The organism is Enterobacter cloacae complex sp. HYC042_NIDB (assembly GCF_056673315.1).
The window spans coordinates 3,261,843-3,275,075 of sequence record NZ_CP109650.1; the positions used below are offsets into that span (position 1 = coordinate 3,261,843).

At 54.7% G+C, this 13,233-nt stretch carries 11 protein-coding genes; 1 reads left to right on the forward strand and 10 read right to left on the reverse strand.

Annotated features, from left to right (window positions below):
- Positions 1 to 2 precede the first annotated feature (2 nt).
- From wcaE to OKF39_RS15725, 8 genes are all read right to left on the reverse strand, one after another.
- On the reverse strand, positions 3 to 749 hold the full coding sequence (wcaE, locus tag OKF39_RS15690) for a colanic acid biosynthesis glycosyltransferase WcaE (RefSeq protein ID WP_028013796.1): 747 nt from the start codon (positions 747 to 749) through the stop codon (positions 3 to 5).
- Between the two features lie 16 nt (positions 750 to 765).
- On the reverse strand, positions 766 to 1,986 hold the full coding sequence (gene wcaD, locus OKF39_RS15695) for a colanic acid polymerase WcaD (RefSeq protein ID WP_028013797.1): 1,221 nt from the start codon (positions 1,984 to 1,986) through the stop codon (positions 766 to 768).
- A complete protein-coding gene (gene wcaC, locus OKF39_RS15700) occupies positions 1,961 to 3,178 on the reverse strand; it encodes a colanic acid biosynthesis glycosyltransferase WcaC (RefSeq protein WP_126345314.1) in 1,218 nt (405 codons plus the stop codon). The genes wcaD and wcaC overlap by 26 nt, the downstream gene beginning before the upstream one ends.
- Entirely contained in the window at positions 3,175 to 3,666 is a 492-nt protein-coding gene (gene wcaB, locus OKF39_RS15705) for a colanic acid biosynthesis acetyltransferase WcaB (protein ID WP_045260418.1), read from the reverse strand. Before wcaB ends, wcaC begins: the two co-directional genes overlap by 4 nt.
- The gene (gene wcaA, locus OKF39_RS15710; protein WP_028013800.1) at positions 3,666 to 4,508 is read right to left on the reverse strand and encodes a colanic acid biosynthesis glycosyltransferase WcaA; all 843 of its coding nucleotides are present in this window, start codon (positions 4,506 to 4,508) and stop codon (positions 3,666 to 3,668) included. Before wcaA ends, wcaB begins: the two co-directional genes overlap by 1 nt.
- A gap of 116 nt (positions 4,509 to 4,624) precedes the next feature.
- Positions 4,625 to 6,787 (reverse strand): tyrosine-protein kinase Wzc, encoded by a 2,163-nt coding sequence (wzc, locus tag OKF39_RS15715; RefSeq protein ID WP_288764625.1) that lies wholly within the window; start codon positions 6,785 to 6,787, stop codon positions 4,625 to 4,627.
- 2 nt (positions 6,788 to 6,789) lie between these two features.
- Positions 6,790 to 7,233, reverse strand: coding sequence for a low molecular weight protein-tyrosine-phosphatase Wzb (gene wzb / locus OKF39_RS15720; protein ID WP_045629833.1), 444 nt, complete (start codon positions 7,231 to 7,233; stop codon positions 6,790 to 6,792).
- Between the two features lie 6 nt (positions 7,234 to 7,239).
- Positions 7,240 to 8,379 (reverse strand): polysaccharide export protein, encoded by a 1,140-nt coding sequence (locus OKF39_RS15725; protein ID WP_014170829.1) that lies wholly within the window; start codon positions 8,377 to 8,379, stop codon positions 7,240 to 7,242.
- 692 nt (positions 8,380 to 9,071) lie between these two features.
- On the opposite strand from OKF39_RS15725, the gene OKF39_RS15730 reads away from it, so the two are divergent.
- Positions 9,072 to 10,655 carry a TerC family protein gene (locus OKF39_RS15730; protein ID WP_447087506.1) on the forward strand — a complete coding sequence of 528 codons (1,584 nt, stop codon included), beginning with the start codon at positions 9,072 to 9,074 and terminating at the stop codon, positions 10,653 to 10,655.
- 92 nt (positions 10,656 to 10,747) lie between these two features.
- Here the strand turns inward: OKF39_RS15730 and asmA are convergent, their stop codons facing one another.
- Positions 10,748 to 12,598, reverse strand: a complete 1,851-nt coding sequence (gene asmA / locus OKF39_RS15735) for an outer membrane assembly protein AsmA (RefSeq protein WP_047363151.1) — start codon at positions 12,596 to 12,598, stop codon at positions 10,748 to 10,750.
- A gap of 23 nt (positions 12,599 to 12,621) precedes the next feature.
- Positions 12,622 to 13,203 carry a dCTP deaminase gene (gene dcd, locus OKF39_RS15740; protein ID WP_028013805.1) on the reverse strand — a complete coding sequence of 194 codons (582 nt, stop codon included), beginning with the start codon at positions 13,201 to 13,203 and terminating at the stop codon, positions 12,622 to 12,624.
- Between the last annotated feature and the right edge of the window lie 30 nt (positions 13,204 to 13,233).

Genomic DNA, 13,233 nt, shown 5'->3' on the forward strand with positions numbered 1-13,233 from the left:
ATTCAGGCTTTGTTATATAAGGTTTTCGTTTTACCTGTCGTACGCAGGCGTAATAAATAAGACAATTCCGCCCAGAATCCCGGCACGCGTAATATTTGACGCTGCACCTTTTTTGCATCCTGGCATAATTCCAGATTATTAGACGTTGACACGCCGCCCATCGAAAATTCAGACACCAGCCCTTTAATTCGACGGAACGGGTAACCTGATTTATACAGGCTGGCGGCCAGCGCATAATCGGATGACACCTTGTACTGCAAATCGTAAGGCTGTTTTTTCAGACCGTTTACCGGGAAGAAAATGGCCTGATGGCTGGCCGGCAGGCTGTGGTAGATATACCAGCCTGGCTTGGCGCTACGGCAGACTTTATGCCCGTCGCCAAAATCGAGCAGCGCATCGCCAATATACATGGCATCCTCTTTCTGGCGCGCCAGCTGACGAGCAAACAGCGCCACGTCGTCGTGGAAAATATCGCCCGAGTTGAGGAAGATGGCATAACGGCCCTGGGCCATAGTAATGCCCTTGTTCATCGCATCGTAGATGCCTTTATCTTTCTCGCTGATGTAGCGTAAGTTGAACTCACCGTTGAGTTTTTCCAGAAACTCCGCCGTGCCATCGTTCGAGCCGCCGTCGACCACGATCCACTCAAAGGTGAGGCTTGGATCGCGCGCCAGGTTGCGCAGCGAGCGCCAGGTTTTTACCACCCCTTCGTAATTACGAAAAGCGACAGTAATGACGCTAAGAAACATAAATCACCTCATTTCGTCATACGTTCGTAATATTAAGCGCCTTACGCAAAATAAACGGACAGACAATCAAGAAAGCATATTCCGGGCTAAATATTGACCCGGTAAAAAACAGCGACACCGGCGTAAAAAGATAAAGCTGCACGCGAAAGTTCTGGTTATCACCAAACGCGTTGATCATCATTTTGAAAACTTTAAACAGATACCACAGCGTCAACAGTACGGCGAACCATGAAAAATAAATAATTAACAGATACAGACCATTGTCTATGGTTTTACCGACATCCGCACCGTTAAAGATTCCGAATGATGCAACATATTCGTAAAGTGAGCCGAATCTTACTACACCATCGATATGGGTTAAGGAATAACCCACCATCACCAGCGGACCAATGATGCGATAATAGGACGATGACCCTTCCGTTCCCAAATCACCCAGACGTTCTGAAATGTACGGAAACGCGAATATGACGCCTACTAAAAATACCGTCAGAGAGATTATCGCCAGCGGCAGTTTTTTCTTAATCGCATCTTTGTTCAGGTACTGGAACGCCCACTCCAGCAGATAAAACAGGATAAATGTCATTACCCCTGAGAACGATCCAGACAGAACGATTCCTGCAAGAATCATAGCATCGGTCTTAGGCGTTTTGATACCAAACTGTTTGATGCTGAGCCAAATTGAGATTAACGCCAGAGCGAAAAACGCCGGTTCAAAATAGAGCGCCGTTGTACGCTTACCACCAAACTTAATGAAGTTCAGTACATAGCTGTTACTGTAAATGAGATATTTCGAAATTATCTCCATCAGGCTGCTGCCACCGGTCAAAATAATCTGCGCCATTTCCAGTGCGGCAAGCACAACAATTAACGCAACGGCAATATAAAAGAACCTGAGGATTTTCCGATAATTGTGCGGTGAAATAGTTTTGAAGCGAATACTCCAGACCATGCCAATAATAATTACGATATAAACAAACAGCATGGTTGAAGTGACGTATTTACTGGCATCCAGCGACTGGCCAAAGATGTAGTTAAACAGCGTCAGGCCCGTGCCCAGCCCCAGGGCAATCATCAGCTTCTTCAGGTTGATTTTATCGACATACAGCAGAAGCAGAACGGGCAAAAAAGTTACGATGGTTATCGGGAAGCTTTCGCCGAGCTGGGCAATTTTAACGTTAACCAGCAGGTAGATCAGCGGCAGCAGCAGATAACTACAGATTCTGATAGAACGAGACATACTCCTCCAGCATCTGTTGTCCACTGTAGGCCTTGCGGCTGCGGTTGCGGAACGATTCCAGGTCAGTGCCAAAAACGGCCTCGGCGATCTGCGCCTTCGGCAGCTGCACCAGAGGCAGGACCTCGTGCCCGGCGAAGGTTTTTCCGCCAGATTTTTCCAGCACTTCGCGCGCTGCATCGCTGTGGGTGGCAATCACCGGCACGCCGATGGAGAGCGCCTCGCAGAGGATCAGCGGGTAGTTATCCACGCGGGAGCTGAACACCAGCGCGTCCATACCATTCAGGGCGCTCATCAGCTTGCGCTTGTCGGTTTCAAACCCGTGATTCACCACGTTAGCGCCTTCGAACGGCGAGAATTTGCCAAAGGTATGCAGTTCAATTTTGTCGCCGAGCGCCATCATGTCGCGCACCAGCTGCTGATTGGTTTTGCCGTCGTAGCGCAGATCGTGCGCAACGATGGCAATTTTCGGTTTGCCCGCGGTTTCCGCCACCGGCGTCAGCTCGGCCAGGATGGCTTCCGTCGCCACGTCGATACCGTTGTTGATAATCTGACAGCGCCCTGCCCCATACAGGCTGTTGAAGGCGTCGGCCACGTGCTGGCTCGGGGAGATAAACGTGCAGCCGAGCGAAAGCATGTCGCGGAACAACTGACGCTTTCCGTCTACCAACTGATGCGCGCGATCCACCTTCACCGGCGGATAGTTGCTCAACGTCGGGCATTTCTGGCAGCTATCTTTCCAGCCTTCGCAGCCGTCGGTAAACGCGCAGCGTCCGGTTACGCTCCAGTGATCGTGCAGCGTCCAGACGAAGCGGGTGTCGGGCTTGTGGGCCTGCACCTTCTGACAAAACGCCACCACCTCTTCCAGATTCAGCCAGTAGCTGTGCAGCACGTGAAAATGCAGCACAACCGGGCCGCTGGTGCGGGTCACGGTGCGATAAAGACTGTTCAGGTTGCCAAACAGATCGCGGTTAAACAGGCGGAACAGCGCAATGTTGGCAACAGAGGTCAGACGCGGCGTGTGCTTGTGCACCTGCGGGAAGTTATCATGGCTGACGCTTTTCTTGCCGCCTTTGCCGTAGCCGTAAATAAACCGGGACTGAAGTCCTTTTTGCAGGGCACGCTGGTGCAGATCCAGCGCCACGCCTGCCGCTCCGCCTTCTGCGAGGCGTACGTTAAATTGCAGAATGTTCATTTAATCACCTTCACGCGGGCTTTTTCTCCCACCACCAGCGCGTTATCCGGAATGCTGTCCAGCACCACGCTGCCCGCCCCGATCGTCACGTTGTTACCAATCGTAATGTCGCCAATCATCACCACGTTCGCCCCCAGCTCGACGTTATTGCCGATCACCGGGCAGGCCAGGCTGTCCGGCCCGCGGTTGCCGATCGTCACCCCGTGGCGAATGGTGAAATCATCGCCTGCAACCACGAACTTGTTGATCACCACCGCATAGCCGTGGTGGATGGTAAAGCGGCGGCCAATGGTGGCAGCGGCCTGGATTTCATAGCCAAAAAAGCATTCGGTGATGATGCGGTACAGCACCAGAATCGGTGCCGCCCAGATATTGTTCAGTACGTTTTTCTTGCGCCACACCGAGCAAAAGTGTGCGATGCGGTACGCCAGAACCATGCAGCACGGGCGCAGGCTCCAGCTGTTTGCGCGGCAATCTTCCAGAAACATTATTTCCCCCGAAGCCCGTCAGCCAGACGCTTGCCGTTACGCACCGACAGCAGCGTCAGCAGGGTGCGCCAGTTCATGCGCTTATTGCGGATCTGATACAGGGTAAAGAGCTGATACTTGCGGCTGGCACGGTCAAACTTGTCCTTGTGCTTGCGGTAAAAATGGAAGTAGCCTGAAAACTTCTTCGGTGAGGAGGTGATCTGCATCTCCCCGTGGTTGATGTGCAGGATCTGCGTGGCCTCTTCCACTTTCCACGGCTCGCCGTACTCCACCACCATCCGCAAGAAGATGTCGTAATCCTGCGCGGCCTTCAGTTCGGTGTCGAACAGGCACTCTTTAAAGCGCCACGCCCAGGTAAAGACCTGATTACCGATAATGTTGCGCTTGTAGAACAGGCGACGAGAGTACGGTGATTTCGGGTACAGCGGCAGGCTCGCGGGCTGCGAGTAAACCTCGCCCTGGCAGACATAGTCGTTGGCATACAGAAAAGCGTGCGTGACCAGCTGCTCTTTATGCGAAAGGAAGACGGACAGGCGGTTCGGCGTCCATTCGTCGTCATCGTCGATGCCGGTCAGATACTGCCCTTTGGCCTGCATAATCGCCTGATTACGCACCGCGCACGCCCCGGAGTTAATCGGGTTATGGGTATACATAACGCGCGGATCGTTGAGTTCGGTGACAAATTTTTGCAGCTGTTCATACGAGGAAGAACAGTCATCCACGATGATCAGTTCCCAGTTATCGTAATCCTGACGTAAGACCGACTTAATAGCGCGGATCGCCAGCTGCTGACGGTTCCATGTCGGCATATAGATAGAAACTAAAGGGCGTTGTGTGGTCATCTTTTCCTCCTACCCCTCACCCCGGCCCTCTCCCCTGAGGGGAGAGGGTGAAAGGCGGCACCGGACAGTTCCCTCTCCCCTCAGGAGAGAGGGTTAGGGTGAGGGGGGGTGTTTTGTTATTTGCTGTCAGACTTGTATTCGTACTCGTAATAGCCGTAATCCTGGTACCCGGTCGCGCGGCGGAAGATGGAGTTCAGGATGACCCCTTTCACCTCAATGCCGTTCTGCTCGAAGCGGCTCAGGCTGGTTTCCACTTCCTTCAGGGTGTTCACCGCATAGCGTGCCACCATCAGCGTGGTACCCGCATGACGGCCAACCACGGCGGCATCGGTCACGGCCAGAATTGGCGGCGTATCGATCAGCACCAGGTCATAGTTTTTGCTTGCCCACTCAATCAGCTGGGTGAAGCGTTCGCTCATCAGCAGTTCAGACGGGTTCGGCGGCACCTGACCACGCGGGATCAGGTCGAATCTCGGAATCGAGGTCGGCTTGGCGCTCTGGCTAATCTCTCCCTGACCCAGCAGGATTTCCGACAGACCGTTCACGTTGTTGGTGCCCAGCAGTTCGTGGGTATAACCCTTACGCATATCGCAGTCGATCAGCAGCACGCGCTTGTTGGTTTGGCTCACCACGGCCGCCAGGTTGGCACAGACAAAGGTCTTACCGATTGACGGGCTGACGCCGGTTAACATCAGGACGTTGTTTTTAGCCTGCATCATGGCGAAATGCAGACTGGTACGCAGGCTGCGGATCGCTTCAATCGCCAGGTCGGTTGGGTTACCCACGGCCAGCAGCTGGCTCTGTTTGTAACGCTTAACGCCCTTGATGGTCTTGACGCTGTCACGGGATTTTTGCCACTCAGACAGCGGAATGCTGGCATAGACGTTGATACCACTCTCTTCCAGCACCTGCGGGCTTTCGATGCCGCGGTTGAACAGCGAGCGCAGCAGGACGCCAACGATTGAGAGCATCAGGCCAAGAATGATGCTGCCAAGAATAATCAGCGCTTTCTTCGGCTTCAGTACGCCAGGCTGGGTAATGGCCGGGTCGACGATGCGCACGTCGCCCACGGTGCTGGCCTCGGTGATTTTCAGCTCCTGCTGTTTGTTCAGCAGCTGCATGTAAACCTGCTGTCCGGATTCCACGTCGCGGGTCAGACGGACGATCTCCTGCTGCGTTTTCGGCATCGCGGTCACGCGGTCGTTCAGCTTCGCCTTCTCCTCTTCGAGAGTGCGGCGCTTCTCCAGCAGCGTGCGGTAGGCCGGGTGGCGTTTGGTGTAAAGCTTGGAAATCTCCGCCTCTTTGAAGGTCAACTCGTTGAGCTGCGCATCAATATTCACCATCGAGTCGAGAACCGATTTCGCCTCCAGCGGCAGGTCGACGGAGTCTTTATCCTGACGGTAGGCGTTCAGCTTGTTCTCGGCATCATCCAGACGGGCACGCACTTCCGGGAGCTGTTTAGCGAGGAACGCCAGGCTTTTCGCCGCTTCCGCCGACTTGCGCTCGACGTTCTGCTCAAGGTAGTTGCGGGTAATGCTGTTCAGGATGTCGCGAATTTGATCCTTATCTTCACCGGTAAAGGTCATGCTCAGCACGCCGGTGTCCTTACCGTTTTCGGTGACGGTCAGGTTGTTCTGCAGATTGTTGATCATTCCCAGCGTGGAGAATTTGGTCACGGTGAATTCACCGCCCTCCTGGGCGTGGATCGCGCTAACCATCATGCTAACGCCGTCTTTGTTCAGCATCTGCCCCACTTCGCCGCGTGCGCTAAAGCCCGCATCGCTGGTCAGCTGATACTGTTTCGGGCCCAGCACCGTCAGGGTAAAGGTTTGATCCCCCGCCCCTTTCGGCAGCACAAAGTCAGTGACCTTTACGGTGTCATTGCTGCGCCCCATCAGACGGTCCCAGCCGGCACCGAAGATCGGGAACGTATTTTTGGTGACGGAGATGTCGAGTCCGAGGTCGTGAACCGTTTTACCCAGCACCAGACGCGACTGGATCAGCTGAATTTCAGCGTCGGATGCTGGCGGTTTGTTCGCCAGCGCGGAGCCGATATCCTGCACCAGCGAGTTGCCGGTATTCTGCTCGATCTGCACCAGCGCGTCGGCGCTGTAGATAGGTGTGGCGAACAGCGTATACACGACGGCCGCTGCGGCAAACAAGGCAGTAATGCCAAGCACCCACCACTTTGCCTCGATAACCGTGCCGACCAGGCGACCAATATCAATTTCATCACTGCCCGAAGTCGGGGCGGCAGAAGGTCTTGTTTTTTCTGTCATTGTTATCCCTGCTGAGCTTTCAGTGCCTGCGCCCACTGTTGGGCAGACTGGTCAAGTAAGGTGTAAACCGCCTCGAAGGCTTCATGGCTCTTGCGATACGGATCGGGGATTTCGCGTTCGTTGTCCCAGTGACCAAACAGCATCACCTTGCCGCGCATCTCCGGAGCGATATCGCATAGCGCATGAATATGGCGTTTTTCCATTGCCAGAATCAGGTCATACTCCCGGCACATGCGGCCGGTGACCTGGCGGGCGATATGCCCGTCAAGAGAGAGGTTGTGATCGCGGGCCACGCTCGTGGCGCGCTCGTCGGCACCTTTGCCCACCAGCGCGCCCAGCCCTGCGGACTCGACCGTTAACTCGGGCTGGTACTGTTTCAACAGCCGTTCAGCCGTGGGGGAACGGCAAATGTTCCCCACGCATACCACCAGAATTTTGTTAAACATCGCGGATTACCAGGTATGAATGTCGCGCGCCGTATCCGTCATGTAGCGAACGCCACTGATGGTTGGCAGCAACTGGTTGATCAGACGGTTCCAGCGGGCAACCGGCGCGGTGGTGACATAAACCACATCGTATGGCTGGAGACGGAACTCCGTCGCCATCACCAGAGACGTCGCATCGGACATATCCAGCTGGTAGATGTTGGCAATCTTGCCCTTCGCGCTGCCTTCACCCTTCAGCGGACGGATGACGAAGATACCGGTCGCGTTAGAGGTGGTCAGATCGATACCTTCAGCATTGCCCAGCGCTTCGGTCAGGGTCATGCCGCTGAAGTCCATTTTGAGGGTGCTCTGTTTCTTCACTTCACCCATCACGAAGACTTTCAGATCGTCGTTGCGCGGTACGTAGAGAATATCGCCCGGATAGAGCAGGCGGTTCTGGGTCAGGTCGCCGTTTTGCATCAGCGCCTGCAGCGAAATGCGCTGCTCTTTGCCGTTGTGGGTCAGCACCACGTTGCGCCAGTCGGCGCCGTCGGTTAAGCCGCCCGCGGCGTTAATGGCGTCCAGAACGGTGAGCGGAACGTTGGTGATGGCCTGCTGGCCGGATTTGTTCACCTGACCGGAGATATAGGCTTTTTGCGAGCGGAATGCGGCGATATTAACGTCCACCTGCGGGTCGGCGATGTACTGCGCTAAGCGGCCGGTAATATCACTACGGATCTCGGCAAGCGTTTTTCCGGCGACATGTACTTTACCAATGTACGGATAGAACATGGTGCCATCTGACTGTACCCAGTTCCCGGTGTCGCTTGAGCTACGGTACTGGCCCGCTGGCGTGGTCAGTTCAGGGTGGTCCCAGACGGTCACGTTGATCACGTCGCCCGGCCCCACGCGATACTGATAGGAGGCAATTTCCTGGTCCAGAGACATATTCGGCTGGGCAACATTCGGACGTGGACGTAATTGTTCGACCAGACGTGGCGTTAGTGGATAAACATTCACCATTTTGTCGAGATCAAAATCGGCATCCTGTTGCTTGATCACATCCTTACCCATTGTTGACATATTGCTGCCGGGAAAGACCGTGCAACCACTCATCAAGGTCACAGACACCAATAATGGCATCAATTTCATTTTGGATTTCATCATTGATTATTTATCACTTTGGCAGAGTAATTATCCTGTGCAATTTAAATAAGCCTGAGACGTATTGGGTTTCAGCATGCAGTTAATCAAATAGAAATATAACTGGCATCAGTCCTAAAAAAAGCTTATTCATCCATTGGCTATTGACAGAATAATCGAGGCTGATTCACACGCTTTCAGGCACGCTACCGCCCTTGGCTTTCAGTTACCAATCCACTGACTAAACAATGTGTTATGGATAGACACCCTCTTGAGTAAGGTCTTCTGGAAATATATCAGCCGCTTGAAATACACAACGGATAATGAATGACCATTCCGAAGACCAAAACAATAATAGCAACAACAAGATTTAACATTTGATGCTGGGAGAATTGTTGCAGCTAACCTAATAGCAGGCAAGGAGACAACTGTCCTAATATCTGTTTTTAAGATTAATATTAAGAGCAAAGTTTTGACCTTTTAGGATTTTCTTTATATTGACAAAAAGAGAGTAAAAACCATTATCTGCGATATATCCTAAAAAGCACTCAAAATAATAAAATATACGTATTTTGCTTATTTACACTCATCTGAGACTGCTCTCTTTTTTACGCATCGTATTAAGAGAAATCTCAGCCCGACATTGCATTTTCCCCCAGCTTTATCCATGATCGAAGTGTGACATTCGTCATATAACAGAAGGTATTGCTATTACTATGGAATGGATTGCCGATCCATCAATCTGGGCCGGGCTGGTGACGCTGGTCGTCATCGAATTAGTGCTCGGTATTGATAATCTGGTGTTTATCGCCATCCTCGCTGAAAAACTGCCCCCTTCCCAGCGCGACCGCGCGCGCGTGACGGGTCTGCTGCTGGCGATGGTGATGCGTTTACTGCTGCTGGCCTCTATCTCCTGGATGGTCACGCTCACTCAGCCTCTGTTCTCCGTTCTCGGCCTGAGCTTTAGCGCGCGCGACCTGATCATGCTCTTCGGCGGGCTGTTCCTGCTGTTCAAAGCCACGGTGGAGCTTAACGAGCGGCTCGAAGGCAAGGACAGCGAGAACCCGACCCAGCGACGCGGGGCGAGATTCTGGCCGGTGGTGGCGCAAATTGTGGTGCTCGATGCGGTCTTCTCCCTGGATTCGGTGATTACCGCCGTCGGGATGGTGGACCATCTCGCCGTCATGATGGCTGCGGTAATTATCGCCATCACGCTGATGGTGATGGCAAGCAAAGCACTGACCCGCTTTGTGAACAGCCACCCGACAATCGTGATCCTCTGCCTCAGCTTCCTGCTGATGATTGGCTTTAGCCTGGTCGCCGACGGTTTCGGCTTCCACATTCCGAAAGGCTACCTGTACGCCGCCATTGGCTTCTCCGTCATGATTGAAGCGCTCAACCAGCTGGCGATATTTAACCGCCGCAGGTTTCTCTCCGCGAATCAGACCCTGCGCCAGCGCACGGCCGACACCGTGATGCGCCTGTTGAGCGGCAGGAAAGAGGATGCCGAGCTGGACGCCGAATCCTCTGCCCTGCTGGCCGATCACAGCGACGGGCAAATCTTTAACCCGCAGGAGCGGCTGATGATCGAGCGCGTGCTTAACCTGAATCAGCGCACGGTCAGCAGCATCATGACCTCCCGGCATGACATTGAGCATATTGACCTCACGGCACCGGAAGAGCAGATACGCGCCCTGCTGGATAAAAACCAGCACACCCGCGTGGTGGTCACCGGCGGTGAAGAGGAAGAGGAGCTGCTGGGGGTGGTACACGTGATTGACCTGCTCCAGCAGCAGCTACACGGCGAGCCGCTCAACCTGCGCGCGCTGGTACGCCAGCCGCTGGTCTTCCCGGAAGCGCTTCCGCTGCTCTCCGCGCTGGAGCAGTTCCGCAACGCGCGCACCCACTTCGCGTTTGTGGTGGATGAATTTGGTTCGGTGGAAGGGCTGGTCACGCTCAGCGACGTAATGGAAACCATCGCCGGTAATCTGCCAAACGAGGTGGATGAGATTGATGCCCGACACGACATTCAGAAAAACGCTGACGGCTCGTGGACGGCCAACGGCCACATGCCGCTGGAAGACCTTGTGCAGTACGTGCCGCTACCGCTGGATGAAAAACGGGAATACCACACCATTGCCGGTCTGCTGATGGAGTATTTGCAGCGCATCCCGCAGCCGGGAGAAGAGGTTCAGGTGGGCGATTATCTGCTTAAAACCCTGCAGATTGAAAACCATCGCGTGCAGAAAGTGCAGCTTATTCCACTGCGGGATGAGGAAGAGCTGGATTTTGAGGTTTAGGTAAAACAAAACGGCAACCCCGTTGCCGTTTTGGTGTTTGCTCCCTCTCCCGTGGGAGAGGGTCGGGGTGAGGCCATCAGGCCACACCGCCGTCAAAGCTTATCCAGAAGCTTCTTCACATCCTTGCCGTTCTGGGAATCTTTATTACGATCCGCCCAGCTGTTGAGCCGGCGCTTCGCTTCATCCTGCAGATGCTTACGCAGGATCTGATCTACCTGAAGGCTGTAGTTCAGCGCCTGCCATTTGCCGTATACGCTAAGCGGAACCGGCGTCTCTTTGAGGAAGTCAATCAGCTTACTTTCGCCCTGCCAGCCGGAAAGCACCCGGACGTTAAAGCGCGTGTCCGCCGTCTCTTTGACCAGATCCAGCGAGCCTTCTCCGGTTAACGACAGCATAGATGAAGTTCCCTGCATCCCGGCCAGCGTCAGCACCCCGTTATCCAGCGTCAGGTCAGTGGTGAAGCTGTCGAGGCGAGTTGCGCTGTCGTAGTTTTCCTGGGCTTTAACATCGCTGCTGCGCTCCACCGCCTGCTGAACCAGCTGCTGGAAGTTGAGCCCTTCCATTCGCGAATCTTTCAGGTCAACATGCGCCTCGCCCTGCCACTCACGGCGGAAGGCGTTGGCATCAATTTTGGTGCCTGAGAAATCGCCCGCCAGCGTCAGCTGACCCGTCAGGGATATCGGATAGTTAAAGGCTTTGAGGATGCTGCCAATCTCAACGTTGTCGAGACGCGGCTGGAATTCAGCGCTGGCAACGTCCTTACGCACGTCCAGCGTACCCGGAAGTGACAGGTGACCCGCCCCCATTTTGCCGCTCAGTTCTGAAATTACCAGCAACCCGTTGTGGTTGAACATCTGGCCGCTCACGTCGGTAAAATCAATACCGCGCCAGCGCACGCTGTTGGCTTTCAGCAGAATATCTGCCGTGAAGCCGCGCAGCACGTTATAGTCAGGCTGTTCAAGGTTGGATGAGATAACCGGACGCGACACCGGTGACTGGCTTTGCCCCGTCTGCACGGCATCGCTGTCCGTTGCGCTTGCCGGTACCGGTGGCAGGATGTTCTCCAGGTTGAGCTTGTCAAACTGCAGGTTCAGCACCCACTTCGGCTTATCGTCGAGCGTGACGCTCGCCTGCCCTTTCAGGCTGCTGTCGTTGGCCTGCAGGTTAAGGTTATCCAGCGCCAGCTGTTTTTGCTCTTCGCGCCATACGGCCTGCAGCGTCCCCTGCCCGGCGATCCCCTGGGTCGGGAGATCCGCTCCCGTCAGCTGCCAGCTAAGCTGCTGGATGTCGGCCGTCAGCTGATGCGGGTAGTCCGACGCATTCACGTTTGCATTCAACGAGAGGGACAGATCGCGCTGGTCGCGGTTTATCCGTCCGCTAAATTCCAGCGACGCAAGATGGTGTTCATCCTGTTCCATCTGCAGGTTGATGTTGCGAACGGTGACCTGCTCCTGATCCTCGTGCTGGAACACCAGCACGCTATCGGCCACTTTCAGTTTGCCTATATCAAAGGACCAGCCCGTATCGGACGGTTCATCCGGTAAGGTATTCTCGCGCGGCGCAACCGGCGCATTCGCGTCGCGCACGGCTTCGGTCTGCGGGGTAAGCTGAATGACCGCGCCCTTCAGCATCACCTGATTAACCTGCAGCTGATGGGAGAGGAGCGGGATCAGCGCCACATCGAGACGCATGTTGTCCGCAGAGACCAGCGGCTGTGCCGCGCCCGGCGCGGTTAACGACATGCGGCCAGAGAGAATGCTGAGCTGCGGCCAGACGTGCCAGCGCAGCGGCCCGTCAAGCTTCAGTTGGTAACCACTGCGTGCCTCGACCTGCCGCACCATGTAAGCGCGGAAATCATTCGGGTTAACCAGCAGAACCAACGCCGAAAGGCCAGCAACCAGCACTACCAGCAAAATCATCAGCGTTGTCAGAACTCTTCTCATGGCATCCTCAATGGACTTAACGATTAGTCTTTATCAATACGGCTGGCAACCGCACCCTGCTGGTCGCGGTATTTTGCGTCCTGGCGGCGGTTATAAGGCCTGTCTGCCGGGCCTGTCAGCGGTTCAAAGCTTAACGCACCGATCATCATTCCGGGGCGCAGCGCCAGCGGCAGTTTACCGGCGTTGAAGAACTCCAGCACGATACGGCCGGACCAGCCTGGGTCGATACGGTGCGCGGTCACGTGAACCATCAACCCCAGGCGGGCCAGAGAAGAACGGCCATCAAGCCAGCCGACGAGATCCGCAGGCAGGGTCACGGATTCATACGTCACCGCCAGCGCCAGTTCACCCGGGTGCAGATAAAAAGCTTCACCTTCGTCAATGATGATTTCATCACTCATGACGCGATCGAGCGCGGCGCTGACTTCATCCTTCGGCCCGCTGAGGTCGATGAACGGCGCAGTATGGCCGCTAAAGGTGCGGAATTTATTCCCCAACCGTACATCAACGGTCACCCCATTGATACGCTCCACGGGGGGACGTGGGGTAATAGACAAGCGGCCTTCATCCAGCCAGGCTTCAATATCACGATCGCAAAGACGCATGGTACTTTCTCCTTTCATGCATCGTACCCT